The following is a 23388-nucleotide window of genomic DNA, read 5'->3' on the forward strand; positions in this document are numbered from 1 at the left end:
AGGTTTGAGAGATGGCTATCGGTCTTATTGGTCGTAAAGTTGGTATGACTCGCATCTTCACTGAAGATGGTGTTTCTATACCTGTTACAGTAATTGAAGTTGCTGGCAACCGTGTTACTCAAGTGAAAACTTTAGAAACTGACGGCTACCGCGCACTTCAAGTTACTACTGGTACCAAAAAAGCCAATCGCATCACTAAACCAGAAGCAGGTCACTTTGCCAAGAGCGGTGTTGAAGCCGGTCGTGGACTGTGGGAATTGCGTCTGGCAGACGGTGAAGGCGAAGGCATTGAAGTTGGTGCTGAGCTAAACGTAGGTATCTTCGCTGATGTAGCGAAAGTTGACGTTACTGGTCAATCTAAAGGTAAAGGCTTCCAAGGCGGCGTTAAGCGTTGGAACTTCCGTACTCAAGATATGACTCACGGTAACTCTTTGTCGCACCGTTCGAACGGTTCTATCGGTCAGAACCAAACGCCTGGTCGCGTATTTAAAGGCAAGAAAATGTCAGGCCACATGGGTGCCGAGCGTGTTACTACTCAAAATCTAGACGTTGTACGTGTAGATGTTGAACGTAACCTGCTACTGGTTAAAGGTGCTGTTCCGGGCGCAACTAACGGCGACCTGATCATCAAGCCTGCAGTTAAAGCTTAAGGTCTGAGGAGATAGTAATGGAATTGGTATTGAAAGACGCGCAAAGCGCTCTTGAAGTTTCCGAAACTACCTTCGGCCGTGACTTTAACGAGGCACTGGTTCATCAGGTAGTAGTAGCATACGCTGCAAACGCACGTCAGGGCACTCGTGCTCAAAAGACTCGTGCGGAAGTAACTGGCTCTGGCAAAAAGCCATGGCGCCAAAAAGGCACTGGCCGCGCTCGTGCGGGTGGTGTTAAGGGCCCAATCTGGCGTGGCGGTGGCGTAACATTCGCTGCTAAAACTCAGGATCACAGCCAAAAAGTTAACAAGAAGATGTACCGCGGCGCGCTGAAAAGCATTCTGTCTGAGCTGGTACGTCAAGACCGTCTGGTTGTTGTTGAATCATTCAGCGTTGAAGCTCCTAAAACTAAAGAGCTGAAAGCTAAACTGAAAGCAATGAACTTAGAAGACGTGTTAATTGTGACTGCAGAAGTTGACGAGAATTTATTCTTAGCAGCTCGCAACCTGTACAAGGTTGACGTTCGTGACGTTGCAGGTCTAGACCCAGTAAGTCTGATCGCGTTCAACACAGTGCTTGTGACTGCTGATGCAGTTAAGCAAATCGAGGAGATGCTAGCATGATGATCCGCGAAGAACGTTTGCTAAAAGTAATTCTAGCACCTCACATCTCTGAAAAGAGCACTGTGAATGCTGAGAAGCACAACACTGTTGTTTTCCGCGTAGCTATCGATGCAACTAAAGCTGAAATTAAAGCTGCTGTTGCCAAGCTATTTGAAGTTGAAGTCGAATCAGTTCGCACTTTAGTGAGCAAAGGCAAAACTAAACGCACTGGTGGCCGTGTTGGTCGTCGTAGCGATTGGAAAAAAGCCTACGTGACTTTAGCTGCTGGTGCTGACATCGATTTCGTCGGCGGCGCTGAGTAAGCAAAGGAGAATTATCATGGCAGTTATTAAGTGTAAGCCAACCTCTCCAGGTCGTCGCCACGTTGTTAAAGTGGTGAACTCTGACCTGCACAAGGGTAAACCTTTTGCTGGCCTGTTGGCGAAAAAATCTAAAAGTGGTGGCCGTAACAATACTGGCCGTATCACTGTTCGTCACGTTGGTGGCGGTCACAAGCAGCACTACCGTTTAATCGACTTCAAACGCGATAAAGACGGTATCCCTGCAAAAATTGAGCGTCTGGAATACGATCCAAACCGTACTGCGCACATCGCTCTAGTACTGTATGCGGATGGTGAGCGTCGTTACATTCTTGCTGCTAAAGGCATGCAAGCTGGCGATAAGATCCAGTCTGGTGTTGAAGCCGAAATCAAAACCGGTAACGCAATGCCACTGCGCAACATTCCAGTAGGTTCTGTTGTGCACGCTGTAGAAATGAAGCCTGGTAAAGGTGCTCAGATCGCGCGTTCAGCGGGTGCTTATGTACAAGTTGTTGCTCGTGATGGCGCATATGCCACTTTACGTCTTCGCTCTGGCGAAATGCGCAAAGTGCCAGTTGATTGCCGCGCAACATTTGGTGAAGTTGGTAATGCCGAACACATGCTACGCCAGTTAGGTAAAGCAGGTGCTAAGCGCTGGAGAGGCGTTCGCCCAACAGTTCGCGGTGTTGCAATGAACCCAGTAGACCACCCACACGGTGGTGGTGAAGGCCGTACTTCTGGTGGTCGTCACCCAGTGACTCCATGGGGTGTGCCAACTAAGGGTTATAAGACTCGTAGTAACAAGCGCACTGACAAGTACATCGTACGTCGTCGTAATAAATAGTAAGAGGATTCGCCATGCCACGTTCTCTCAAGAAAGGTCCCTTCATTGACCTGCACTTGCTGAAGAAGGTAGAGAAAGCGATGGAAGCCGGTGACAAAAAGCCTATTAAGACTTGGTCACGTCGCTCAATGATCATTCCAAACATGATTGGTTTGACCATCGCTGTCCATAATGGTCGTCAGCACGTTCCTGTGTTCGTAACTGACGAAATGATCGGCCACAAACTTGGTGAATTCTCACCAACTCGCACTTATCGCGGCCATGCTGCTGATAAGAAAGCGAAGAAGCGTTAATACGGGAGGAATAAGATGGAAGTTTTAGCTAAACATCGTTTTGCCCGTACGTCTGCGCAGAAGGCTCGTCTGGTTGCCGATCAAATTCGTGGTTTGCCTGTAGCTAAGGCCCTCGAAATTTTGACTTTCAGCCCAAAGAAAGCCGCCGTACTGGTTAAAAAAGTACTTGACTCAGCTATCGCAAACGCCGAACACAACGAAGGCGCTGACATTGATGAGCTAAAAGTAGGCGCCGTCTTCGTTGACGAGGGTCCAACTATGAAGCGTATCATGCCACGTGCTAAAGGCCGCGCTGATCGTATCATGAAGCGTACCAGCCACATCACTGTGGTTGTATCAGATCGCTAGGAGAGAGCAATGGGACAGAAAGTACATCCTAATGGTATCCGTCTGGGTATCACCAAGCCTTGGATCTCTACCTGGTACGCAGATAAGTCAGATTATGCAAATAACCTGAACAGCGACTGGGAAGTGCGTAAGTATCTTGCAGACAAACTGCAAGCTGCGTCAGTATCTAAGATTGTTATTGAACGCCCAGCGAAAAGCATCCGCGTTACTATTCACACTGCCCGTCCAGGCGTTGTGATCGGTAAGAAAGGTGAAGACGTTGAAGTATTGCGTGCTGCAGTTTCAAAACTGGCTGGCACTCCTGCTCAAATTAACATCGCTGAGATCCGTAAACCTGAGCTAGATGCCAAGTTAGTTGCTGACTCAATTGCACAGCAATTAGAGCGTCGTGTTATGTTCCGTCGCGCTATGAAGCGTGCGGTTCAAAACGCAATGCGTATTGGTGCTCAAGGTATCAAAGTTGAAGTTAGTGGCCGTTTAGGCGGTGCTGAGATTGCGCGCTCTGAGTGGTACCGTGAAGGTCGTGTACCTTTGCATACACTGCGTGCTGATATCGACTATTCAACCTCTGAAAGTCACACTCAATACGGTGTGATTGGTATTAAAGTTTGGATCTTCAAAGGTGAAGTTCTGGACGGAATGCTGCCACAGATTGAAGAGCCGAAACAGCAGCAACCTAAGCGCAAGCCTCGTGGTAAATAGGAGAGCCGGCAATGCTGCAACCTAAACGTATGAAGTTTCGCAAGATGTTCAAAGGCCGCAACCGCGGTCTAGCGAACGGTACCGAAGTTAGCTTTGGTACTTTTGGTCTGAAAGCAGTCGGCCGTGGTCGTTTAACTGCTCGTCAGATCGAATCTGCACGTCGTGCCATGACACGTCACATTAAGCGTCAGGGACAAATTTGGATTCGAGTTTTCCCGGACAAGCCAATTACCTCTAAGCCTCTTGAAGTGCGTATGGGTAAAGGTAAAGGTAACGTTGAATACTGGGTATGTCAGATTCAACCTGGTAAGGTTCTTTATGAGATGAATGGTGTTTCTGAAGTGATCGCTCGTGAAGCGTTTGCTTTAGCTGCTGCCAAGCTTCCAATTAAGACTACCTTCGTAACTAAGACGGTGATGTAATGAAAGCGAGCGAACTAAGAGAAAAGAGCGTTGAAGAACTGAACGCTGAACTACTTGGTCTGCTGCGTGAGCAGTTCAACCTGCGTATGCAACACGCCACTGGTCAGTTGACTCAGACTCATCAACTGAAATTAGTGCGCCGTAACATTGCGCGCGTTAAGACCATTATTACTTCTAAGGCGGGTGCATAATGTCTGATAAAATCCGTACTTTGCAAGGTCGTGTGACAAGCAACAAAATGGATAAAACCATTACTGTAGCTATCGAACGCCAAGTGAAACACCCAATCTATGGGAAGTACATTAAGCGTACGACTAAGATCCATGCACACGATGAAGCTAATCAGTGCAACGAAGGCGATGTAGTAGCGATCCGCGAATGTCGTCCTCTGTCTAAGACTAAATCTTGGACTCTGGTTGAAGTAGTATCAAAGGCCTAATTGTATTAGGTATTTAGGTAAACGGCTCCAGTATTTGGGGCCGTTTGTTTTTTAATACTATACATTCCATATTTATGGTGTTATATTTGCGCGCCATTTTTGACTAAATTCAAAGCAAAAATGGTGTTTATAGTCCCAATTGTGGGAATTGTGTAGTAACGATAGCGGAGCACTTAAAATGATCCAAATGCAATCGACTCTTGACGTCGCATGTAACAGCGGCGCACGCAGAGTTCAGTGTATTAAGGTCTTGGGTGGCTCTCATCGTCGTTATGCCGGTATCGGCGACATCATCAAGGTTTCTGTTAAAGAAGCAATTCCTCGCGCTAAAGCGAAGAAAGGTGATGTGTATAACGCGGTGGTAGTCCGTACTAAGAAAGGCGTACGTCGTCCAGACGGTTCTGTCATTCGCTTCGATCGGAATGCAGCAGTTCTTCTGAACAACAACCTGCAGCCGATTGGCACTCGTATCTTTGGACCAGTGACACGTGAATTGCGTAATGAGCAATTCATGAAGATTGTCTCGCTGGCACCAGAAGTACTGTAAGGAGCTTCAAAATGGCAGCTAAAATCCGTCGTCAAGACGAAGTAATCGTATTAGCAGGTAAAGACAAGGGCAAACGCGCTAAAGTTGCTCAAGTATTACCTACTGGTAAGTTAATTGTTGAAGGCATCAATCTTGTCAAGAAACACCAAAAGCCAAACCCACAACTGGGTGTAGCCGGTGGTATTGTTGAGAAAGAAGCACCGATTCAAGCATCAAATGTTGCGATCTTTAACCCTGTCACTGGCAAGGCGGATCGTGTTGGTTTCCGATTTGAAGACGGCAAAAAAGTTCGTTTCTTCAAATCGAACAGTGAACTCGTTAAGTAACTGGAGTAAACGATGGCGAAACTGCATGATAAATATCAAGAGACTGTTGTCGCTGAACTGACTAAAAAGTTCGGTTATACCAGTGTCATGCAAGTCCCTCGGATTGAGAAAATCACCCTGAACATGGGTGTTGGCGAAGCCGTTGCAGACAAAAAAGTTATGGAACATGCTGTTCGTGACATGACTGCAATTGCTGGTCAAAAACCAGTAGTAACTGTTGCTCGTAAATCAGTTGCTGGTTTTAAAATCCGTGAAGGCTACCCTATTGGCTGTAAAGTGACCCTGCGCGGTGAGCGTATGTGGGAATTCTTAGAGCGTTTAGTTGACATCGCAATCCCACGTATTCGTGACTTCCGTGGTCTGAGCGCTAAAGCGTTTGACGGCCGTGGCAACTACGCGATGGGCGTGCGTGAGCAGATCATTTTCCCAGAAATCGATTACGATAAAATCGATAAGATTCGCGGTATGGATATTGTTATCACTACCTCTGCGAATACTGACGAAGAAGGTCGTGCTTTGTTAGACGCTTTTAACTTCCCATTCAAGAAATAAGGGTAGCGTAATGGCAAAAACATCAATGAAAGCACGTGAAGCAAAGCGTGCACAGCTCGTAGCTAAGTTCGCTGAAAAGCGCGCTGCTCTGAAGGCAATTATTGCTAATCCAGCTTCTTCTGACGAAGATCGTTGGGACGCAGTACTAAAGCTGCAAGCTCTACCACGTGATTCCAGCGCATCGCGTCAACGCAATCGTTGTAATCAAACTGGTCGCCCACATGGTTTCCTGCGTAAGTTCGGTTTAAGCCGTATCAAGTTACGTGAAGCAACCATGCGTGGTGAAGTTCCTGGCCTGCGTAAGGCTAGCTGGTAAGCACTTGTCACGGAGTAAGCTAATATGAGCATGCAAGATCCTATTGCGGATATGTTAACCCGTATTCGTAACGGCCAAGCTGCTAACAAAGTATCTGTGAAGATGCCTTCTGCTAAGCTGAAAGTCGCTATCGCGAAACTGCTTAAAGAAGAAGGTTACATCGCTGATTACGCCGTAGCAGATGAAGCCAAGCCTGAACTGGAAATTACTTTAAAGTATTTCCAAGGCCAACCAGTCGTTGAGACTATCCAGCGCGTAAGCCGTCCTGGTCTTCGTATTTACAAAGGTAAAAACGAATTGCCAAAAGTGATGGGCGGACTGGGTGTCGCAATTGTGTCCACTTCTAAAGGCCTGATGACTGATCGTGCCGCCCGCCTTGCAGGCATGGGTGGCGAGGTTATCTGCTACGTAGCATAAGGAGCTAGGAATGTCTCGTGTAGCAAAAGCACCAGTATCTATTCCAGCTGGCGTAGAGGTGACCTTAAACGAACAGACCCTGACCGTCAAAGGCGCGAAAGGAAGTCTGACTCGAGTGATCAACAATGCGGTCAATGTTGTTATTGAAGATGGCGTGATCAAATTCCTTCCTGTTGAGGGCGCTGTTGGCGCTTGGGCACAGGCTGGTACCACACGTGCATTAGTAAACAACATGGTTGTTGGTGTATCTCAAGGTTTTGAGCGTAAGTTAAAGTTAGTTGGCGTTGGTTACCGTGCGAAGCTCGTCGGTGCTGACATTGACCTGACTTTAGGTTTCTCTCATCCGTTAGTACACAAACTGCCCGCAGGCGTTACTGCAGAGTGTCCAAGCCAAACTGACATCGTCCTACGTGGCGTTGATAAGCAGTTAATTGGCCAAGTCGCTGCTGAGATTCGCGGATACCGTCCACCAGAGCCATACAAAGGCAAGGGTGTTCGCTATGACGACGAAGAAGTACGCCGTAAAGAGGCTAAGAAGAAGTAGGTAACGCGATATGGATAAGAAAACATCTCGCTTACGTCGCGCTATTCGCGCTCGTAAGAAGATCCAAGAGCTGGGCGTGAACCGTCTGGTTGTACATCGTACACCGCGTCACATTTATGCTCAGGTGATCAATCCTGAAGCTCAGGTGGTGGCAGCTGCTTCAACCGTGGAAAAAGCGGTTAAAGAGCAACTGAAGAGTACCGGTAACGTAGACGCGGCTAAAGCAGTAGGTAAATTTGTTGCTGAGCGCGCGATCGAGAAAGGCGTAACTTCTGTTGCGTTCGATCGTTCTGGTTTCAAGTATCACGGTCGTGTAGCTGCTCTGGCAGATGCTGCTCGTGAAGCTGGCCTCCAGTTCTAAGGGGTTATAAAAATGGCTAAATTAGAAGCTCAGCAAAAAGACGATCTGCAAGAGAAATTGATTGCAGTTAATCGTGTTTCTAAAGTAGTTAAGGGCGGTCGTATCTTTAGCTTCACAGCACTAACAGTAGTGGGTGATGGTAATGGTAAGGTCGGCTATGGCTATGGTAAAGCGCGCGAAGTTCCAGCAGCGATTCAAAAAGCTATGGAAAAAGCCCGTCGTAACATGGTGACCGTTGAGTTGAATGCAGGTACTCTGCATCACCCAGTTAAAGGTCGTCATACTGGTTCACGTGTATACATGCAACCAGCATCACAGGGTACCGGTATTATCGCCGGTGGCGCAATGCGTGCCGTATTGGAAGTAGCAGGCGTTCATAACGTTCTGTCAAAAGCATACGGTTCAACTAACCCGATCAACATCGTTCGCGCGACTGTAGATGCTCTGGTGCACATGAAGTCACCTTCGCAAATCGCAGCTAAGCGTGGCCTGAATGTTGACGAAATTCGGGGGTAATGCACCATGGCTACTAAAACTGTAAAAGTTACTCAGACTAAAAGTGCTATCGGTCGTTTACCAAAGCACCGCGCGACCTTAACAGGTCTTGGTCTGCGTCGCATTGGTCACACTGTTGAATTAGAAGATACTCCTTCTGTTCGCGGTATGATCAACAAGGTCTACTACATGGTTAAGGTGGAGGATTAATAGATGCGTTTAAATACTCTATCTCCAGCTGCAGGCGCTAAGCATGCACCAAAGCGTGTAGGCCGTGGTATGGGCTCAGGCTTAGGTAAAACTGCGGGTCGTGGTCATAAAGGCCAAAAATCTCGTAGCGGTGGCGGTGTACGCCCAGGCTTCGAGGGTGGTCAAATGCCACTTAAGATCCGTTTACCTAAATTTGGTTTTACCTCGCGTCGCGCTATGGTAACAGCTGAAGTTCGTGTACTCGAACTAGCTAAAGTTAACGGTGATGTTATCGACTTAAACGCTCTGAAAGATGCGAACGTTATTACTCGCAACATCCAGTTTGCGAAAATCGTTCTTTCAGGTACCATTGAGCGCCCAGTGACCGTAAAAGGTCTGAAGGTAACCAAAGGTGCACGTGCAGCAATTGAAGCTGCTGGCGGTAAGATCGAGGAATAATACGTCGATGGCAAAACCAGGACTTGATTTAAAAAGCGCGAAAGGTGGACTTTCTGAATTGAAAGCTCGCCTCCTGTTCGTGATTGGTGCGATTATCGTCTTTAGAGCCGGTTCGTTTGTGCCAATTCCTGGTATTGACGCAGCTGTATTAGCAGAGCTGTTTGCTCAGCAAAAAGGTACCATCCTTGGCATGTTTAACATGTTCTCGGGTGGTGCTCTTTCCCGTGCTTCTATCTTCGCATTAGGTATCATGCCGTACATTTCGGCATCGATTATCATGCAGTTATTGACTGTTGTGCATCCTGCACTCGCTGAATTGAAAAAAGAAGGCGAGTCTGGACGTAAAAAAATCAGTCAGTACACACGATGGGGTACGTTGGTGCTGGGTACATTCCAGTCGATCGGTATTGCAACAGGGTTACCAAACTTAGTCCCAGGCCTTGTGGTCAACATTGGATTCGGTTTCTACTTTGTAGCGGTTGTGAGCTTAGTAACAGGAACTATGTTCCTGATGTGGCTAGGTGAACAAATTACCGAACGAGGTATAGGTAACGGTATCTCGATTTTAATTTTCGCAGGTATTGTTGCTGGATTACCTTCCGCTATCGGCCAAACGGCTGAGCAGGCGCGTCAAGGTGACCTGAATGTGTTAGTATTGTTGTTGCTCGCGGTAATTATTTTTGCTGTGACTTATTTCGTGGTGTTTGTAGAACGTGGTCAACGTCGTATCGTTGTTAACTACGCTAAGCGCCAGCAAGGCCGTAAGGTGTTCGCTGCGCAATCTACTCACTTGCCGCTGAAAATAAACATGGCGGGTGTAATTCCCCCAATTTTTGCGTCAAGCATCATTTTGTTCCCAGGTACACTGGCTCAGTGGTTTGGTCAAAATGAGTCTATGTCATGGTTAAGTGATTTTTCACTGGCTGTGTCACCAGGACAACCGCTTTACTCATTATTGTATGCAGCAGCGATTATCTTCTTCTGTTTCTTCTATACTGCGTTGGTATTTAACCCACGTGAAACAGCAGATAACCTGAAGAAGAGTGGTGCATTCATCCCTGGGATCCGTCCTGGAGAACAGACTTCGCGTTACATTGATAAAGTAATGACTCGCCTAACATTAGCTGGCGCGTTATACATTACCTTTATCTGTTTAATTCCGGAGTTCATGTTAATTGCGTGGAAAGTACAGTTCTATTTTGGCGGTACTTCACTACTAATTATGGTAGTCGTAATCATGGACTTCATGGCTCAGGTTCAGACCCATATGATGTCACATCAATATGAGTCTGTGATGAAGAAAGCTAACCTAGTAAACAAAGCGAATTTAGATCGCTTTGGTCGCTAAGTAGCTTTACGGAGTGATGAAATGAAAGTTCGAGCTTCCGTGAAGAAGATCTGCCGTAACTGCAAGATCGTCAAGCGTAGTGGCGTTGTACGCGTTATCTGTGTTGAACCAAAACACAAACAGCGTCAAGGCTAATAGAAAGATTGTTCAGCCCAATGTTGGGCTGAACAAAATATTGTTTGCAAATCTGTCAACTGTCGAGTATCCTTTCGGGCTTTTCGCAGTTGGCCTTTAACTTAAGGAGTGCATAGTGGCCCGTATCGCTGGCATTAACATTCCTGATCAAAAGCATACAGTCATCGCATTGACTGCAATTTTCGGCATCGGCCGTACTCGCGCTAGAGCAATCTGCGCGGCTACGTCAATTGCTGAAACTGCTAAGATCAAGGAATTGAGCGAAGCTCAAATCGACACCCTACGCGAAGAAGTTGCCAAATACTTAGTAGAAGGTGACTTACGTCGTGAGATTTCTATGAACATCAAGCGTCTTATGGATCTTGGTTGTTATCGTGGTCTCCGCCATCGTCGTAGCCTGCCTCTTCGTGGGCAACGTACTAAGACCAATGCGCGTACGCGTAAAGGTCCACGTAAACCAATCAAGAAGTAACGGGAAGGTAGACAATGGCTAAAGTTCCGTCACGTTCTCCGCGTAAGCGCGTACGTAAACAGGTTGCAGATGGCATGGCTCATATCCATGCTTCTTTCAACAACACAATTGTCACCATTACAGATCGTCAAGGTAATGCGTTGTCATGGGCTACTTCAGGTGGTTCAGGTTTCCGTGGTTCACGTAAATCTACTCCATTTGCTGCACAGGTAGCTGCTGAGCGTGCAGGTGCTGCTGCTCAAGACTACGGTTTAAAAAACCTTGAAGTGTTTGTGAAGGGTCCAGGTCCAGGTCGTGAATCAGCCATTCGTGCGCTGAACGCTGTTGGTTACAAAATTACCAACATTACCGATGTGACGCCGATCCCTCATAATGGTTGTCGTCCTCCTAAAAAGCGTCGTGTATAACGCGTTTCATTAGGATAGTTGGAGAAAGATCATGGCAAGATACTTGGGTCCCAAGCTCAAGCTCAGCCGCCGAGAAGGTACTGACCTTTTCTTAAAAAGCGGTGTGAGAGCAATCGATTCAAAGTGTAAACTGGAATCAGCACCTGGACAGCATGGCGCTCGTAAGCCACGTCTGTCAGAGTACGGTTTACAGTTACGCGAAAAACAAAAAGTTCGTCGTATTTACGGTGTGTTAGAAAAACAATTCCGTAACTACTACAAAGAGGCTGCACGTCTGAAAGGCAACACTGGTGAGAACCTGTTGCAACTTTTAGAAACTCGTTTAGATAACGTTGTTTATCGTATGGGTTTCGGTGCGACTCGTGCAGAATCACGTCAGCTAGTGAGCCATAAATCTGTTATGGTTAACGGTCGTGTTGTTAACATTCCGTCATTCAAAGTGTCTGCGAATGATGTTGTAAGCATCCGTGAAAAGTCACGCACTCAAGCTCGTATCAAAGCGGCTTTAGAAGTGGCTGCTCAACGCGAGAAGCCTACATGGGTTGAAGTCGACAGCGCGAAAATGGAAGGTGCTTTCAAGCGTATTCCAGAACGTAGCGATTTGTCTGCGGAAATTAACGAACAGCTGATCGTCGAGCTTTACTCTAAGTAAGGCTAACAAACAAGAGAGGACACAATGCAGGGTTCTGTTACAGAATTTCTTAAACCGCGTCTCGTTGATATCGAGCAGGTTAACTCAACACGTGCCAAGGTTACTTTGGAACCGCTTGAGCGTGGTTTCGGCCACACTTTAGGTAACGCGTTGCGTCGCATCCTATTGTCGTCTATGCCCGGCTGCGCGGTTACCGAAGTCGAGATTGACGGCGTGCTGCACGAATACAGCAGTAAGGAAGGCGTACAAGAAGATATCCTTGAAATCTTGCTGAACCTGAAAGGGTTAGCAGTGACTATCGAGGGTAAAGACGAGGCTATGCTTACATTAAGCAAGTCCGGCGCAGGCCCTGTCATCGCAGCAGATATCACGCATGATGGTGATGTCACTATCGTGAATCCTGATCATGTTATCTGTCATTTAACAGGTAACAATGATATCAGCATGCGTATTCGCGTTGAGCGTGGTCGTGGTTATGTGCCAGCATCTGCTCGTGCACAGACTGAAGACGATGACCGCCCAATCGGCCGCTTGCTGGTTGATGCTTCTTTCTCGCCAGTTGCACGTATTGCCTACAATGTAGAAGCAGCACGTGTGGAACAGCGTACTGACTTGGATAAACTCGTTATCGATATGACCACTAACGGTACTATCGATCCTGAGGAAGCTATCCGTCGTTCTGCAACCATCTTAGCTGAACAGCTGGATGCGTTCGTTGAGCTGCGCGACGTGACTGAGCCAGAAATGAAAGAAGAGAAGCCGGAGTTCGATCCGATTCTGTTGCGTCCTGTCGACGATTTAGAGCTAACTGTACGTTCGGCTAACTGCTTGAAAGCCGAAGCGATTCATTACATCGGAGATCTGGTACAGCGTACTGAAGTTGAGCTGCTGAAGACCCCTAACTTAGGTAAGAAATCTCTTACTGAAATTAAGGACGTTTTAGCTTCTCGCGGACTGTCGTTAGGTATGCGTCTGGAAAACTGGCCTCCAGCTAGTTTAGCAGACGACCTATAAGTCTCAGGTTTGTACAGATTTAGGTTATAAGGATTAGGTCATGCGCCATCGTAAGAGTGGTCGTCAACTTAACCGCAACAGCAGCCACCGCCAAGCTATGTTCCGTAACATGGCAAGCTCACTGGTTCGTCATGAGATCATCAAGACAACCGTAGCTAAAGCGAAAGAACTGCGTCGCGTAGTTGAGCCTCTGATAACACTTGCTAAGAGTGACAGCGTTGCAAACCGTCGTTTAGCGTTTGCACGTACTCGCGACGCTGAAGTCGTAGGTAAGTTATTCACTGAATTGGGTCCACGTTACCAGGAACGTCCTGGTGGCTACACCCGTATCCTTAAGTGCGGTTTACGTGCTGGTGATAAAGCCCCAATGGCTTACATCGAGCTAGTAGGTCGTCCAGAAGCTGCTCAAGCTGTTGAAGTTGAAGCTGCTGAGTAATTAAGGCTACAAAGTTTGAAAAACCGGGCTCTAAGCCCGGTTTTTTGTTTTTAGCACTTTTTAGTTAATCCACCCAAGTCGTTTGTTTTTCAATTTCCTTCGGCAGTGTAAGTTGCCATTTCTTCATACCTGAATAGCTAAATCGATATTGCCCTAGGTCGTCCGTGACGGGGAAGATATTCTCTGGGGTCACGCCGTCGAGAATGCGCTGTGCCATATCCGCTGCGATCGTGCCATGATGATAGCCATCAAGTACATAGCCTCCTATATTGCCCTTGGCATAGATGCTAAACCCCCAGAAGCCAAAATTAGGTATAGGCGTATTACTTGCTATCCACTCTAATAATTGGTCTGCATTAACCGACTGCTCCTGCTCATTTCTAACGGCATGATATAAGGCAACAACAATAGCGCTATAACCATTGTCTTTCGCTGAGTTGACTTGTTGCTGCCATTCCTTAAGGGTTGCCAACTTAAGCACATGAATTTCGATATCACTGATGAGGCTAGTCGATTGGTTGCTGATATAGTTGGCTGTAAGCTTTGAGGTATTACTGTCATCGAACAGCACTAAAATTTTTCTGTGTTTTTGCGGCGGGAGAATTCTCTGTAACAATAGCAATGAACGTTTCAGCAAGGGCCTCTCCAGCACGCCTGTAAAGCGCTTGTAGTCGTTTAAATGGTATTCCCTTGGATTGATATTCACACCAAGGTAAACCACCGGAATTTGGCTGTCATTAAGACGTTGATGGAGATAGTTCACCGCATTGTCGTCTGCAAGGATAACGAGCTGAGGTGTTTGTTGTTTTATAAATTGCCAAGCCAGTTCGGCTCGCTCCACATAGCGCTCCTTAGGTAGGCGTTTGGTGTCCATCTCGAAGTGGAGTACTTGATGTTCAGGGGTAATTTTATCGAGTATGGCTTGATAATATTGTCTATCCCAAAGGTAGCTCTGATGATAACTCTCAATCACTACTACTTTAGCGGCAAATAGCGCGGCAGGGTAACAGATGGGTATCAGGAGAAGGAACAGTCGCCATCTTCTTAGCAGTGGCTTTATTGTTTTCATATGCAGTTTCCTGTCGGAATACTGATTTGATTATAGTTCACTCTCCAGCAGTTCTCGGCCAATAAAAAAGCCTCCGAAGAGGCCTTTTAGGTATTTAGCGACACGATAATGCTTATTGCGCTGCCGATTTCTGCTGGCTGTAATCAAGCTTCTCATGTTTTTGGCCCATGGCCTCTGCTACTTCTGGCGGCATGTAGTTTTCATCATGCTTAGCCAGAACTTCGGTCGCGGCCAACTTGCCGTCTTCACCTAGTACGCCTTGCGCCACGATGCCTTGTCCTTCACGGAACAGATCGGGCAGCAGATCGTCGTAGGTCACCATGATTTCGCCGCCTAATGAATCGTGAACGGCAAACTGTACATGCAGGCTGTTTGGGTCGCGCACCATAGAGCCGACCGTTACCATGCCGCCCACACGAATACGCTGACCCGCTTCGGGTTTAACGCCGGTGTCGGCCTTACCGTTAACGATTTCAGACGGTGTATAGAATAAGTTCAAGTTGGAGTTCAGCGCATACAGCAGTAGCGAAGCAATCGCGGCTACGCCACCGATCAATGCTATGGCTAACGTCAGTCTCTTTTTGCGTCTTGGGTTCACGATTTGGTACTCCTAGTTTCTTTGAGGCGCTCTTCGCGGTTCATCTTCTTCGCTATTTCAATTAGCACTTTGCGCTTTTGGCGCGCGCTGGTGATGATCAGCGTCGATAAACAGAAGAAGGTCACGCCATAGGCAAGCCACACATAAAATGCATAGCCACCCATGTTAAAAAAATCACTGATAGAATCGAATTGCATTATTTGACCTCCTCAGCTTTGGCAAGTTCACGCACCCAGGGGCGCATGCCGTTTCTTGCTAAGATTTCTGCTCTAAATCTCACAATAGTGATAGCCCCTATCATAAGGCCGAAACCTAAAATATTGATTAAAAGTGGGTACAACATTTCACTCGACATAGTCGATTTAGAGGTAATTTTAATGGTGGAGGGTTGGTGCAGTGAGCTCCACCATTCCACTGAGTATTTGATGATCGGAATGTTGATCACGCCAACGATCGCTAAGATCCCTGCTGCACGCGCGGCGAGAACTTTATCCTCAAAAGAAGCGTAGAGTGAAATCACACCTAAGTAGAGGAATAGTAGTACTAATTCAGAGGTCAGACGCGCATCCCATACCCACCAAGTGCCCCACATGGGTTTACCCCAAGCGGCACCAGTAAAGAGGGCAATAAAGGTGATTACTGCACCGATAGGCGCAATAGAAGCGGCTGCCCAGTCTGCCAGTTTAACTTGCCAGACTAAACCGATAAATGCCGCTGTCGCCATCCCCATATAAGCTGCCATCGACATAGAAGCGGCTGGAACGTGGATAAAGATGATACGGTAGCTATCACCCTGTTGGTAATCTGTTGGGGCAAACATCAATCCCCAAACGGTGCCTACGGTAATAAAAAGACAGGCTAGGGTAGCAAACCATGGAAATAACGTTCCTGATAATTTGTAAGCGCGTTCAGGATCCGCGTAAGGGTGTAACCATTTCCACATTTTAGTTAGTACTCACTCGCAGAGATGCACCAATAGCAAAGGGTGCTAAGGTTAACGAACCGATCAACATGGCGCCAATTATAGCGAGCTGACCATCATAGGGTAAATTCATTCCTGCCGCATCTATGGCGCTGGTCGCGAAAATCAGCACAGGAATATAAAGCGGTAGGATCAGTAAACTCAGTAACACGCCGCCTTTACGTAAACCAACGGTTAAAGCCACACCAATGGCGCCGAGGAGCGACAATACCGGTGTTCCTAACGCCAGAGTCGCGATCAGTGCGCCATAGCTGTTGGCTTCTAGGTTGAGTAACACCGCGAGCAGGGGCGCGATAATAATTAATGGCACGCCAGTCAGTAGCCAATGGGCTAGCACTTTGGCCAATACTAATACCGAGAGTGGCTGTGGGCTGAGCAGCATTTGCTCTAAACTACCGTCACTGAAGTCGGCTTTAAATAGGCGCTCGAGTGACAACATCGATGCCAGTAGGGCAGCAACCCAAATAATCCCTGGGGCAATGCGAGCCAACATTTGTGGTTCAGGGCCAATACCGAGTGGAAATAAGGTCACGACCATGATGAAGAATAACAAGGGATTAAAGATATCTCCGCGATGACGAATGGCGATTTTTAGATCCCGCTGCAGTAGCGTGAAAAACGCTGTAGTAAAGCTGATGCCTCTTTTCATTATGCCAAACCTTATACGAAGCGATAATCTAGACGAATTTTACGAAGCCTATCATCTTTGATAATGCCCATATCTTGGTGGGTGGTGAGGATCACACAGCCACCATTATCCGCATGTTGAATAAATAATTGCTCAAGCTCTTCGACACCTTTTTTATCAATGGCTGTAAAAGGTTCATCGAGGATCCACACTTTACAATCGTTATGCCAAAGTCTTGCTAATGCGGTGCGGCGATGTTGACCTGCGGATAAATGTCCAGCCAGCGCTTCTTCGAATCCAGCTAAATTCACTTTAGCTAAAATAGCTGCAGTATCAAAATCATCATAGCCACTGATTCTTAAATTGAAGTTAAGGTTTTCTTCAGCGGTTAATTCGGATTTCACCCCTGCGAGATGGCCTAAATACAACAAATCTTCGTTATATTCATCGCGGCAACGATTGATATCTTCGTTGAGATAAAAGGTTTGCCCAGCGTAAGGGCGAGATAAGCCTGCCAATATACGTAATAAGCTGGTTTTGCCGGCGCCATTTGGGCCCTCAATCTGGATGATATCGCCAGCATTTATATCAAAACTTAGTTCATCAAATAGGATGCGTTCTTCGCGGATACATGTCAGCTTGCTCGCCGATACCAGTGTGTTTACTGAAGTTATATTTGTCACTGAACCCTCTATCTCAAGCCGGAAGGAAACACAAGTGATTCTAACACAAACGATATTGCGGGGTTTACACTTGCTTAATACTAGATGTCAGCAATTTGATGTGGTTCCAATAACCGCAATATTTCTCGTACAAATCGAACTTTTTTAATACTTGCTAATATATTAACGAATTTGTCACGCTTGTCGCCTTATATCATTTGTGCTGAGATTCTAATCACAAAAAGATGAGATTTATTGAAGTTTGTAGTAATCTTAGTCCGCTATAATGAGTCTGCCTCAAAGGGCAGCGAGAGCTTTGTACGTATTTGCATTAGGAACATTGAACATGAAAAAACTGTTAGCAATGACTGCAGTCGCTGCTTTGACTATGTCAGTCAACGTTTCAGCTCAAGATGCTGAAGCTATTTTCAACAAGGCATGTACCGTATGCCACAGTATGGGTGTTGCTGGTGCTCCAAAGGCGCACAATGCTGCTGAGTGGGAACCACGCTTAGCAAAAGGTATGGACACTCTGTTACACAGTGTGAAAACAGGTTTAAACGCAATGCCACCAGGTGGTATGTGTACTGATTGTACTGACGAAGATTACAAAGCAGCTATCGAGTTTATGTCTAAAGCTCAGTAATTTTTCAGTGTTAACAAAAAACCGGCATTAGCCGGTTTTTTTTATGTCTGCGCTAAGCCGAAACTTAGCGCTAGGTGAGGATGGATAACTTATTGCACCTGAGTATCTAGTACTAAGTTTGCGGTTTCACCCACATTCACTTTGCTAACCTTGCCTTGAATGTCACCCGCTTGAGGCTTGATATTGCCATGCTTAGACAACACCGCGATCACTTCAACGCTCGCAGTTTGGCTTAGTTTCACGTCGCCACCCATGCCAGTGCTGTCATCTAAGGTGACTGTTATTGGTAAGGATTTTGCGCTGACCTTAGTCGCAGCTAATGGCACTTTAGGGCCTTCAGTTGCGCGGGCGAATACAAAGATAGTGTCTTCTGGGCTTGCTTGTGCTGCTAGCTCAGGTGAAATTGAAATTTCGATGCTTACGGATTTCGTCGCAACTTTTGCCTGTTTGTGTACGTCATCGTTAGGCATGCCAGCAGTTTCGCCTTGCATACGCAGGTTGGCTGTTTCAATCGCATTCATCAGTGCGGCGCGGTCAACATCGGTGCGGTCGCTGCTTAGAATGGCTTGCCATGAATCAATGGCCTTTTGATAGTTAGCCGTGAAGAAAGCATCCATACCCACGAGCAGTAATGTCGATGGATCCAGTGGATCTAATGCTAAGGATTCATCAATTAAGGCTTGGATTTGCGGTGTCATTTGCTGACCGTTTTTGTAGTACAGTGCAGTTGCTTTAGGGCCAAGTAGCTCTGCATGCTTACCGACTAAATCCATGACTTTATCGAACGCGGCAACGGCTTTATCGAATTGGTTTGCCGAAATATAAGCATGTCCAAGGCTGAACCAAGCTTGGCTGTTTTCAGGCTCGGCTTGTACTTGGGCTTCCATCATTTGTACGCGTTGCGCCATGATTTGCGCTGCGTCCATACCCGCATGTGGGTTAGCAGGTTGAGTATTACCAATATTCTCAAAAGCGCCTAAATGCTGATAGAGGTAACCTGAGATCGCAATCAAGCAAACTGACATGATTGATGGCCACAGAATGCTCTTAGGTTTGATTTGATTGACGAGTGAATCATCGCTCGCTTGTTTGATATCTTGGAGCAGGCTGATTTCTAACTCTTTCTTTAGAGCATCAAACTCTGCTTGGTCGAGTAGTTCTTCATTAAGCTCTTTCTCGAGAGTGGCAAGACGTTCATTGAACAACTCAAGGTTAGTTTGTTTGCGAACGCCGGCTTCTTCAGTGCGTAACAACTTTTGCTGTCTGAAATGCGGGATCCAGATCAGCATTAAGCTGACCAACACAACAAGCGCAATAAAAATCCAAAATGTCGTCATTGTTTCTATATTCACTTTAGTTTGCATAAAAGCGGTTGTTACCGCCGGCTTGGAAGCAAGATTATACGTAAAGATTATTCATTGAACAGTAATATAAGACCATCATTGCTGTGAAAACTGAGAGTTGGGCACTGGTTCACAAATTGATCCATCTGGTAAATATTGTATGAAACTTAAGGCTCATTTATCTGTCACATGCAAAACTGTAGGCCTGTGGTGGCTCCATTGAGACAAAAATCGAGAATGAGACAAGTCACCCAGTTTTGTATGAAATAGGCAGACAGGAACAATAGCAAATACTAAAATGAACCAAATTTCGTGCATTTGTGTGAACAGCATGTTGTGCGTTGGTCTAGAGTCTTTCTAAATCAACATATTATTAGAGACTGAGGAAAACCCATGATCCCAGAACTTGGACACTTTTCGCTGATTATAGGAGTGGCATTCGCCTTCTTATTAATCAGCGTTCCCCTTATAGGTGTTGCCCGTAAAGACCAATATCTAGTGAGGTATGCTTGGCCGTTAACCTACGGAATGTTCTTCTTTATCGCTTTATCCGTAGTATCTCTTGGTTACAGCTTTGCCGTTGATGACTTCTCCGTTGCCTATGTGGCACATCACTCGAATTCCCAGTTACCTATCTTCTTTAAGATTGCGGCCGTATGGGGCGGTCATGAAGGGTCGCTGCTGTTCTGGGTGTTTGCACTATCGACGTGGGCGGCTTCAGTTGCCTTATTCAGTAAAGGCTTAGAAGAAGTGTTCACTGCTAGGGTACTGGCGGTACTGGCATTGATCGTGATTGGCTTCAGCTTATTTATGCTCCTCACATCTAGCCCATTTGAACGCTTATTTCCAATGCCTGCCGAAGGTCGCGACTTAAACCCAATGCTGCAGGACGTGGGCTTAATCTTCCATCCTCCAATGCTGTACTTAGGTTATGTTGGTTTCTCGGTGAGCTTTGCCTTCGCGATTGCAGCTCTTATGAGTGGTCACCTTGATTCTGCGTGGGCGCGTTGGTCACGTCCTTGGACCTTAGCTGCTTGGATTTTCCTCACGGGCGGTATTGCATTAGGTTCTTGGTGGGCATACTACGAATTAGGCTGGGGTGGCTGGTGGTTCTGGGATCCCGTTGAAAACGCCTCCTTTATGCCTTGGTTAGTGGGTACTGCATTAGTGCATTCACTGATCGTGACCGAAAAACGCGGTGCTTTCCGCAACTGGACCGTCTTACTGTCTATCTTCGCTTTCTCATTAAGCTTACTCGGTACCTTTATCGTACGTTCGGGTGTACTGACTTCAGTGCACTCCTTCGCAGCCGATCCAAGCCGCGGTATGTTTATTCTGTTGCTGCTTGGTTTAGCCATCGGCGGGTCGCTCACGCTGTTTGCCTTCCGCGCCAGCGAAATGAGCAGCCCGGCTCGTTTCGAGCTGAAATCAAAAGAAACCATGCTGTTAGTCTGTAACGTGTTACTCACGGTTGCAGCGGGTACTGTTCTGTTAGGTACTTTATACCCACTGCTGATCGATGCATTAGGCATGGGTAAGATTTCTGTTGGACCTCCATACTTCAACGCTGTGTTTGTGCCTATCGTTCTCGTACTGTTTGGCTTCATGGGCGTTGGTCCAATCATTCGTTGGAAGAAATCCAAAGCTGGTGAGCTCAAGCGCCAATTGCTGGTGCCTGCATTAGTGTCAGCCGCAATTGGTATCGTGACACCATTTATTGTCGATGGTGCCTTTAACACTTGGGTTGCCTGTGGTATCGCCGCGGCCGCTTGGATTGTGTTGGCAACCGCAAGAGCTGCTTACAATATCGTTAAGCCAAAAGACGGTGAATTAAGCATGGCGCGTATGGGGCGTAGCCAATTGGGTATGATTTTGGCCCACTTAGGTATTGCCGTGTCAGTGATCGGTGCCACTATGGTGTCGAACTACTCGATTGAGAAGAGTGTGCGTATGGGGCCTGGTGTGAGCCAAGAGCTTGCGGGTTACACCTTTAAGTATCTCGAAACTAAGAACGTTGTCGGTCCTAACTACACCGCACAACAAGGTCAAATTGAGATTTATAAAGGCGATAAACTGCTGACCTTACTCAAGCCCGATCGTCGCCAATACAATGTGCGTACCATGGATATGACCGAAGCCGGTATCGATTGGGGTCTGTTCCGTGACTTATATGTCACCATGGGCGATCCAATCAGCAGCACTGAATTTGCTGTGCGCTTGAACTACAAACCTTTTGTTCGTTGGTTATGGTTTGGAGCAATATTCATGATGGTCGGTGGTTTCTTTGCCGCATCGGATAAACGCTATCGCTCAAAAGTGGCCGCTACGGTTAAGCCACAAGCTGAAAAAGCGAAATTAGCTACCGCGCAATAATTGGGGAATGTATGAAGAAGTTGGTTCTGTTTATCCCATTAGTCATCTTTCTTGGCATGGGGGTATTTTTATACAAAGGATTGTTTTTAAATCCACAGAAACTGGATTCAGCTCTGGAAGGAAAGCCGATCCCGGCTTTCCAACTGGAACGTCTCGAAACACCAAACGAGATGATTACCAATGAGCAACTGAAAGGTAAAGTGTCACTACTTAACGTATGGGCCACTTGGTGCCCATCTTGTAAGTATGAGCATCCTTTCTTAGTCATGCTGAAACGCCAAAATATTCTGCCTATCTACGGGATTAACTACCGCGATGAGCGTATTCCCGCACTGGAAGAATTGAAACGTCAAGGCGATCCATACCATATCAACATCTTTGATAAGGATGGACGCTTAGGGTTAGATTTGGGTGTGTATGGCGCGCCAGAAAGCTTTATTGTCGATCATAAAGGTATTATTCGCTTCCGTTACGCGGGTCCAATCGACCAACGCGTGTGGAGCGAAACTCTGTATCCTATGATCCAACAATTACAAGCTGAAGCGGCGAAGGATGGTGCAGCGTGAAAACTCTGACAAAAATCATCGGTGGTTTAGTGTTGTTGCTGAGTATGGCAACAACGGCGATGGCGACACCTGTCGATACCTACGAGTTTAAATCGCCAGAAAACCAAAAACGCGGTCTATCACTGGCCCATGAATTGCGTTGCCCGCAATGTCAAAACCAAAACCTGATCGACTCTAACTCACCCGTTGCCCGAGATCTGCGTCTTGAAGTCTACAAGATGGTCGATGAAGGCAAGGGCGATGATGAGATCATCGAGTTTATGACCAGCCGTTATGGTGAGTTTGTCCTCTACAAACCGAAAATGGAAACCAAAACCTATATTCTTTGGTTAGGTCCAGTCGGTTTGTTGCTGCTCGGTCTTATCATTGGTTTCATCTTTATCCGCAAGCAACGCATCGGTGGCACGACCGAGCCTGAGATCAGCGCCGAAGATCAAAAAGCGCTGGATGCTCTATTAAAGCGTGATAATAAATGAAGTCATTTGCCTTAGCTGCAATCCTAGCGAGTCTGTCTGTTGCCTTTGCTGGTGGTGCCCAAGCGTACCCCGGCATGCAGCAGGCAAATAAGCCGATAGAGTCGACAGTCGATCTGATTAACGTTTTGCCAAAAACTTATCCTATCGAACCCGTTGCTTTTAGTGACGTCGATGGCAAGCCGCTCGATTTCAGTCAATATAAAGGCAAAATCGTGATGGTGAACATGTGGGCGACTTGGTGTCCTCCCTGTGTCAGAGAGTTACCTGCGATTGAACGATTGGCGACAAAGTTTAAAGCGGAAGAGTTTGCACTATTACCTATCTCTATCGATGCGGATGGCAAACAGCAGGTTCAGCCGTTTTTAACTTCATTAGGAATGGCGAACTTTAACTCCTACTACGATCCTGAACAAAACCTCGGACAAGTGTTTCCATTAGATACTATCCCCGCGACCTTTATTCTCGATCAAAACGGCCAATTGATCGCATTTGTGCGATCATTTGTCGACTGGGATGACGCAAAAGCCGTATCACTGATCCAAGGTTTTATCGATAAAGGCGCGAAAAAGCTGAATTAAGCAGCAGATTGCGCGTAAATAGAACGCCGTTGTAGAAAAGATCGCCATGCGATCTTTTTTCTTTTAAAAAGCCCTTGCACAAAAAGTTCTGCCGCCTATAATGCGCATCCACTGACACGGCAGACAGCGAAAGCAAGCGCGGTGACAGTTCGAATAGAATGCAAAATGTGCAGTTGA

39 protein-coding genes are annotated in these 23388 nt (G+C 46.7%); 32 read left to right on the top strand and 7 right to left on the bottom strand.

Going from position 1 to position 23388, the window contains the following annotated elements:
• The first annotated feature begins 11 nt into the window (after positions 1–11).
• The 27 genes from rplC to rplQ all read left to right on the top strand — a co-directional run bounded on the left by rplC (position 12) and on the right by rplQ (position 13290).
• The gene (rplC, locus tag SHEWMR4_RS01070; RefSeq protein WP_011070617.1) at positions 12–650 is read left to right on the top strand and encodes a 50S ribosomal protein L3; all 639 of its coding nucleotides are present in this window, start codon (positions 12–14) and stop codon (positions 648–650) included.
• Positions 651–667: 17 nt separating this feature from the next.
• Complete coding sequence (rplD, locus tag SHEWMR4_RS01075) at positions 668–1273, top strand: 50S ribosomal protein L4 (protein ID WP_011621026.1); 606 nt, start codon at positions 668–670, stop codon at positions 1271–1273.
• Positions 1273–1575: a 50S ribosomal protein L23 gene (rplW, locus tag SHEWMR4_RS01080; protein WP_041408946.1), complete on the top strand. Its 303-nt coding sequence runs from the start codon at positions 1273–1275 to the stop codon at positions 1573–1575. Before rplD ends, rplW begins: the two co-directional genes overlap by 1 nt.
• Positions 1576–1591: 16 nt before the next feature.
• Entirely contained in the window at positions 1592–2416 is an 825-nt protein-coding gene (rplB, locus tag SHEWMR4_RS01085) for a 50S ribosomal protein L2 (RefSeq protein ID WP_011621028.1), read from the top strand.
• A 14-nt stretch (positions 2417–2430) separates the two neighbouring features.
• Positions 2431–2709, top strand: coding sequence for a 30S ribosomal protein S19 (gene rpsS, locus SHEWMR4_RS01090; RefSeq protein WP_006083596.1), 279 nt, complete (start codon positions 2431–2433; stop codon positions 2707–2709).
• 15 nt (positions 2710–2724) lie between these two features.
• Positions 2725–3057 (top strand): 50S ribosomal protein L22, encoded by a 333-nt coding sequence (gene rplV, locus SHEWMR4_RS01095; protein WP_006083595.1) that lies wholly within the window; start codon positions 2725–2727, stop codon positions 3055–3057.
• A gap of 9 nt (positions 3058–3066) precedes the next feature.
• Entirely contained in the window at positions 3067–3759 is a 693-nt protein-coding gene (gene rpsC, locus SHEWMR4_RS01100; protein ID WP_011070621.1) for a 30S ribosomal protein S3, read from the top strand.
• A gap of 11 nt (positions 3760–3770) precedes the next feature.
• Positions 3771–4181, top strand: coding sequence for a 50S ribosomal protein L16 (gene rplP / locus SHEWMR4_RS01105; protein WP_006083593.1), 411 nt, complete (start codon positions 3771–3773; stop codon positions 4179–4181).
• On the top strand, positions 4181–4372 hold the full coding sequence (rpmC, locus tag SHEWMR4_RS01110) for a 50S ribosomal protein L29 (RefSeq protein ID WP_007644429.1): 192 nt from the start codon (positions 4181–4183) through the stop codon (positions 4370–4372). The genes rplP and rpmC overlap by 1 nt, the downstream gene beginning before the upstream one ends.
• Complete coding sequence (gene rpsQ / locus SHEWMR4_RS01115; RefSeq protein ID WP_011070622.1) at positions 4372–4620, top strand: 30S ribosomal protein S17; 249 nt, start codon at positions 4372–4374, stop codon at positions 4618–4620. Before rpmC ends, rpsQ begins: the two co-directional genes overlap by 1 nt.
• A 178-nt stretch (positions 4621–4798) precedes the next feature.
• The gene (gene rplN / locus SHEWMR4_RS01120) at positions 4799–5167 is read left to right on the top strand and encodes a 50S ribosomal protein L14 (protein WP_006083590.1); all 369 of its coding nucleotides are present in this window, start codon (positions 4799–4801) and stop codon (positions 5165–5167) included.
• A gap of 11 nt (positions 5168–5178) precedes the next feature.
• Positions 5179–5493: a 50S ribosomal protein L24 gene (gene rplX / locus SHEWMR4_RS01125; protein ID WP_011070623.1), complete on the top strand. Its 315-nt coding sequence runs from the start codon at positions 5179–5181 to the stop codon at positions 5491–5493.
• 12 nt (positions 5494–5505) lie between these two features.
• Positions 5506–6045, top strand: a complete 540-nt coding sequence (rplE, locus tag SHEWMR4_RS01130) for a 50S ribosomal protein L5 (RefSeq protein WP_011621029.1) — start codon at positions 5506–5508, stop codon at positions 6043–6045.
• A 10-nt stretch (positions 6046–6055) separates the two neighbouring features.
• Positions 6056–6361 (top strand): 30S ribosomal protein S14, encoded by a 306-nt coding sequence (gene rpsN, locus SHEWMR4_RS01135; RefSeq protein ID WP_011621030.1) that lies wholly within the window; start codon positions 6056–6058, stop codon positions 6359–6361.
• 24 nt (positions 6362–6385) lie between these two features.
• Complete coding sequence (rpsH, locus tag SHEWMR4_RS01140; RefSeq protein ID WP_007644434.1) at positions 6386–6778, top strand: 30S ribosomal protein S8; 393 nt, start codon at positions 6386–6388, stop codon at positions 6776–6778.
• 10 nt (positions 6779–6788) lie between these two features.
• Positions 6789–7322: a 50S ribosomal protein L6 gene (gene rplF / locus SHEWMR4_RS01145; protein WP_011621031.1), complete on the top strand. Its 534-nt coding sequence runs from the start codon at positions 6789–6791 to the stop codon at positions 7320–7322.
• A gap of 10 nt (positions 7323–7332) precedes the next feature.
• Entirely contained in the window at positions 7333–7683 is a 351-nt protein-coding gene (gene rplR / locus SHEWMR4_RS01150; RefSeq protein WP_007644436.1) for a 50S ribosomal protein L18, read from the top strand.
• Positions 7684–7695: 12 nt separating this feature from the next.
• The gene (gene rpsE, locus SHEWMR4_RS01155) at positions 7696–8199 is read left to right on the top strand and encodes a 30S ribosomal protein S5 (protein WP_007644438.1); all 504 of its coding nucleotides are present in this window, start codon (positions 7696–7698) and stop codon (positions 8197–8199) included.
• 6 nt (positions 8200–8205) lie between these two features.
• Complete coding sequence (gene rpmD, locus SHEWMR4_RS01160) at positions 8206–8388, top strand: 50S ribosomal protein L30 (RefSeq protein WP_007644440.1); 183 nt, start codon at positions 8206–8208, stop codon at positions 8386–8388.
• Positions 8389–8391: 3 nt separating this feature from the next.
• Entirely contained in the window at positions 8392–8826 is a 435-nt protein-coding gene (rplO, locus tag SHEWMR4_RS01165; protein WP_011070628.1) for a 50S ribosomal protein L15, read from the top strand.
• Between the two features lie 7 nt (positions 8827–8833).
• Positions 8834–10174, top strand: a complete 1341-nt coding sequence (secY, locus tag SHEWMR4_RS01170; RefSeq protein WP_011621032.1) for a preprotein translocase subunit SecY — start codon at positions 8834–8836, stop codon at positions 10172–10174.
• Between the two features lie 21 nt (positions 10175–10195).
• Positions 10196–10309 carry a 50S ribosomal protein L36 gene (gene rpmJ / locus SHEWMR4_RS01175; protein ID WP_006083579.1) on the top strand — a complete coding sequence of 38 codons (114 nt, stop codon included), beginning with the start codon at positions 10196–10198 and terminating at the stop codon, positions 10307–10309.
• A gap of 115 nt (positions 10310–10424) precedes the next feature.
• Positions 10425–10781 carry a 30S ribosomal protein S13 gene (rpsM, locus tag SHEWMR4_RS01180; protein WP_011070630.1) on the top strand — a complete coding sequence of 119 codons (357 nt, stop codon included), beginning with the start codon at positions 10425–10427 and terminating at the stop codon, positions 10779–10781.
• A 14-nt stretch (positions 10782–10795) separates the two neighbouring features.
• The gene (gene rpsK, locus SHEWMR4_RS01185) at positions 10796–11188 is read left to right on the top strand and encodes a 30S ribosomal protein S11 (protein WP_006083577.1); all 393 of its coding nucleotides are present in this window, start codon (positions 10796–10798) and stop codon (positions 11186–11188) included.
• A gap of 31 nt (positions 11189–11219) precedes the next feature.
• Complete coding sequence (gene rpsD, locus SHEWMR4_RS01190) at positions 11220–11840, top strand: 30S ribosomal protein S4 (protein ID WP_011070631.1); 621 nt, start codon at positions 11220–11222, stop codon at positions 11838–11840.
• A gap of 24 nt (positions 11841–11864) precedes the next feature.
• The gene (locus SHEWMR4_RS01195; RefSeq protein ID WP_011070632.1) at positions 11865–12854 is read left to right on the top strand and encodes a DNA-directed RNA polymerase subunit alpha; all 990 of its coding nucleotides are present in this window, start codon (positions 11865–11867) and stop codon (positions 12852–12854) included.
• A 40-nt stretch (positions 12855–12894) separates the two neighbouring features.
• Entirely contained in the window at positions 12895–13290 is a 396-nt protein-coding gene (gene rplQ / locus SHEWMR4_RS01200) for a 50S ribosomal protein L17 (RefSeq protein WP_011621033.1), read from the top strand.
• 64 nt (positions 13291–13354) lie between these two features.
• Here the strand turns inward: rplQ and SHEWMR4_RS01205 are convergent, their stop codons facing one another.
• From SHEWMR4_RS01205 to ccmA, 6 genes are all read right to left on the bottom strand, one after another.
• Positions 13355–14359: an ABC transporter substrate-binding protein gene (locus SHEWMR4_RS01205; RefSeq protein WP_011621034.1), complete on the bottom strand. Its 1005-nt coding sequence runs from the start codon at positions 14357–14359 to the stop codon at positions 13355–13357.
• Positions 14360–14471: 112 nt separating this feature from the next.
• Positions 14472–14957: a cytochrome c maturation protein CcmE gene (gene ccmE / locus SHEWMR4_RS01210; protein WP_011621035.1), complete on the bottom strand. Its 486-nt coding sequence runs from the start codon at positions 14955–14957 to the stop codon at positions 14472–14474.
• Entirely contained in the window at positions 14954–15154 is a 201-nt protein-coding gene (gene ccmD / locus SHEWMR4_RS01215; protein ID WP_011621036.1) for a heme exporter protein CcmD, read from the bottom strand. The genes ccmE and ccmD overlap by 4 nt, the downstream gene beginning before the upstream one ends.
• Positions 15154–15900 (bottom strand): heme ABC transporter permease, encoded by a 747-nt coding sequence (locus SHEWMR4_RS01220; protein ID WP_011621037.1) that lies wholly within the window; start codon positions 15898–15900, stop codon positions 15154–15156. The genes ccmD and SHEWMR4_RS01220 overlap by 1 nt, the downstream gene beginning before the upstream one ends.
• Before the next feature lies 1 nt (position 15901).
• Positions 15902–16588 carry a heme exporter protein CcmB gene (gene ccmB, locus SHEWMR4_RS01225; RefSeq protein WP_011621038.1) on the bottom strand — a complete coding sequence of 229 codons (687 nt, stop codon included), beginning with the start codon at positions 16586–16588 and terminating at the stop codon, positions 15902–15904.
• A gap of 11 nt (positions 16589–16599) precedes the next feature.
• Positions 16600–17250 (bottom strand): cytochrome c biogenesis heme-transporting ATPase CcmA, encoded by a 651-nt coding sequence (ccmA, locus tag SHEWMR4_RS01230; RefSeq protein WP_011621039.1) that lies wholly within the window; start codon positions 17248–17250, stop codon positions 16600–16602.
• Positions 17251–17575: 325 nt separating this feature from the next.
• Between ccmA and SHEWMR4_RS01235 the strand changes: the two genes are divergently transcribed.
• Entirely contained in the window at positions 17576–17875 is a 300-nt protein-coding gene (locus SHEWMR4_RS01235) for a c-type cytochrome (RefSeq protein ID WP_011621040.1), read from the top strand.
• Positions 17876–17964: 89 nt separating this feature from the next.
• Here the strand turns inward: SHEWMR4_RS01235 and ccmI are convergent, their stop codons facing one another.
• Positions 17965–19212 carry a c-type cytochrome biogenesis protein CcmI gene (gene ccmI / locus SHEWMR4_RS01240; protein ID WP_011621041.1) on the bottom strand — a complete coding sequence of 416 codons (1248 nt, stop codon included), beginning with the start codon at positions 19210–19212 and terminating at the stop codon, positions 17965–17967.
• 399 nt (positions 19213–19611) lie between these two features.
• Here ccmI and SHEWMR4_RS01245 point away from each other — a divergent pair, with 399 nt between their 5' ends.
• The 4 genes from SHEWMR4_RS01245 to SHEWMR4_RS01260 are packed head-to-tail and all read left to right on the top strand — an operon-like array spanning position 19612 to position 23211.
• The gene (locus SHEWMR4_RS01245; protein WP_011621042.1) at positions 19612–21591 is read left to right on the top strand and encodes a heme lyase CcmF/NrfE family subunit; all 1980 of its coding nucleotides are present in this window, start codon (positions 19612–19614) and stop codon (positions 21589–21591) included.
• Between the two features lie 11 nt (positions 21592–21602).
• Complete coding sequence (locus SHEWMR4_RS01250; protein WP_011621043.1) at positions 21603–22157, top strand: DsbE family thiol:disulfide interchange protein; 555 nt, start codon at positions 21603–21605, stop codon at positions 22155–22157.
• The gene (gene nrfF / locus SHEWMR4_RS01255; RefSeq protein ID WP_011621044.1) at positions 22154–22633 is read left to right on the top strand and encodes a heme lyase NrfEFG subunit NrfF; all 480 of its coding nucleotides are present in this window, start codon (positions 22154–22156) and stop codon (positions 22631–22633) included. The genes SHEWMR4_RS01250 and nrfF overlap by 4 nt, the downstream gene beginning before the upstream one ends.
• Entirely contained in the window at positions 22630–23211 is a 582-nt protein-coding gene (locus tag SHEWMR4_RS01260) for a TlpA disulfide reductase family protein (protein WP_011621045.1), read from the top strand. Before nrfF ends, SHEWMR4_RS01260 begins: the two co-directional genes overlap by 4 nt.
• Positions 23212–23388 lie beyond the last annotated feature (177 nt).

The organism is Shewanella sp. MR-4 (assembly GCF_000014685.1).
GTDB lineage: Bacteria > Pseudomonadota > Gammaproteobacteria > Enterobacterales > Shewanellaceae > Shewanella.

Coding starts and splice junctions, on each gene's coding strand:
- rplC (WP_011070617.1), top strand. CDS start 12: ATGGCTATCGGTCTTATTGGTCGTAAAGTTGGTATGACTCGCATCTTC.
- rplD (WP_011621026.1), top strand. CDS start 668: ATGGAATTGGTATTGAAAGACGCGCAAAGCGCTCTTGAAGTTTCCGAA.
- rplW (WP_041408946.1), top strand. CDS start 1,273: ATGATCCGCGAAGAACGTTTGCTAAAAGTAATTCTAGCACCTCACATC.
- rplB (WP_011621028.1), top strand. CDS start 1,592: ATGGCAGTTATTAAGTGTAAGCCAACCTCTCCAGGTCGTCGCCACGTT.
- rpsS (WP_006083596.1), top strand. CDS start 2,431: ATGCCACGTTCTCTCAAGAAAGGTCCCTTCATTGACCTGCACTTGCTG.
- rplV (WP_006083595.1), top strand. CDS start 2,725: ATGGAAGTTTTAGCTAAACATCGTTTTGCCCGTACGTCTGCGCAGAAG.
- rpsC (WP_011070621.1), top strand. CDS start 3,067: ATGGGACAGAAAGTACATCCTAATGGTATCCGTCTGGGTATCACCAAG.
- rplP (WP_006083593.1), top strand. CDS start 3,771: ATGCTGCAACCTAAACGTATGAAGTTTCGCAAGATGTTCAAAGGCCGC.
- rpmC (WP_007644429.1), top strand. CDS start 4,181: ATGAAAGCGAGCGAACTAAGAGAAAAGAGCGTTGAAGAACTGAACGCT.
- rpsQ (WP_011070622.1), top strand. CDS start 4,372: ATGTCTGATAAAATCCGTACTTTGCAAGGTCGTGTGACAAGCAACAAA.
- rplN (WP_006083590.1), top strand. CDS start 4,799: ATGATCCAAATGCAATCGACTCTTGACGTCGCATGTAACAGCGGCGCA.
- rplX (WP_011070623.1), top strand. CDS start 5,179: ATGGCAGCTAAAATCCGTCGTCAAGACGAAGTAATCGTATTAGCAGGT.
- rplE (WP_011621029.1), top strand. CDS start 5,506: ATGGCGAAACTGCATGATAAATATCAAGAGACTGTTGTCGCTGAACTG.
- rpsN (WP_011621030.1), top strand. CDS start 6,056: ATGGCAAAAACATCAATGAAAGCACGTGAAGCAAAGCGTGCACAGCTC.
- rpsH (WP_007644434.1), top strand. CDS start 6,386: ATGAGCATGCAAGATCCTATTGCGGATATGTTAACCCGTATTCGTAAC.
- rplF (WP_011621031.1), top strand. CDS start 6,789: ATGTCTCGTGTAGCAAAAGCACCAGTATCTATTCCAGCTGGCGTAGAG.
- rplR (WP_007644436.1), top strand. CDS start 7,333: ATGGATAAGAAAACATCTCGCTTACGTCGCGCTATTCGCGCTCGTAAG.
- rpsE (WP_007644438.1), top strand. CDS start 7,696: ATGGCTAAATTAGAAGCTCAGCAAAAAGACGATCTGCAAGAGAAATTG.
- rpmD (WP_007644440.1), top strand. CDS start 8,206: ATGGCTACTAAAACTGTAAAAGTTACTCAGACTAAAAGTGCTATCGGT.
- rplO (WP_011070628.1), top strand. CDS start 8,392: ATGCGTTTAAATACTCTATCTCCAGCTGCAGGCGCTAAGCATGCACCA.
- secY (WP_011621032.1), top strand. CDS start 8,834: ATGGCAAAACCAGGACTTGATTTAAAAAGCGCGAAAGGTGGACTTTCT.
- rpmJ (WP_006083579.1), top strand. CDS start 10,196: ATGAAAGTTCGAGCTTCCGTGAAGAAGATCTGCCGTAACTGCAAGATC.
- rpsK (WP_006083577.1), top strand. CDS start 10,796: ATGGCTAAAGTTCCGTCACGTTCTCCGCGTAAGCGCGTACGTAAACAG.
- rpsD (WP_011070631.1), top strand. CDS start 11,220: ATGGCAAGATACTTGGGTCCCAAGCTCAAGCTCAGCCGCCGAGAAGGT.
- SHEWMR4_RS01195 (WP_011070632.1), top strand. CDS start 11,865: ATGCAGGGTTCTGTTACAGAATTTCTTAAACCGCGTCTCGTTGATATC.
- rplQ (WP_011621033.1), top strand. CDS start 12,895: ATGCGCCATCGTAAGAGTGGTCGTCAACTTAACCGCAACAGCAGCCAC.
- SHEWMR4_RS01205 (WP_011621034.1), bottom strand. CDS start 14,359: ATGAAAACAATAAAGCCACTGCTAAGAAGATGGCGACTGTTCCTTCTC.
- ccmD (WP_011621036.1), bottom strand. CDS start 15,154: ATGCAATTCGATTCTATCAGTGATTTTTTTAACATGGGTGGCTATGCA.
- SHEWMR4_RS01220 (WP_011621037.1), bottom strand. CDS start 15,900: ATGTGGAAATGGTTACACCCTTACGCGGATCCTGAACGCGCTTACAAA.
- ccmB (WP_011621038.1), bottom strand. CDS start 16,588: ATGAAAAGAGGCATCAGCTTTACTACAGCGTTTTTCACGCTACTGCAG.
- SHEWMR4_RS01235 (WP_011621040.1), top strand. CDS start 17,576: ATGAAAAAACTGTTAGCAATGACTGCAGTCGCTGCTTTGACTATGTCA.
- ccmI (WP_011621041.1), bottom strand. CDS start 19,212: ATGACGACATTTTGGATTTTTATTGCGCTTGTTGTGTTGGTCAGCTTA.
- SHEWMR4_RS01245 (WP_011621042.1), top strand. CDS start 19,612: ATGATCCCAGAACTTGGACACTTTTCGCTGATTATAGGAGTGGCATTC.
- SHEWMR4_RS01250 (WP_011621043.1), top strand. CDS start 21,603: ATGAAGAAGTTGGTTCTGTTTATCCCATTAGTCATCTTTCTTGGCATG.
- SHEWMR4_RS01260 (WP_011621045.1), top strand. CDS start 22,630: ATGAAGTCATTTGCCTTAGCTGCAATCCTAGCGAGTCTGTCTGTTGCC.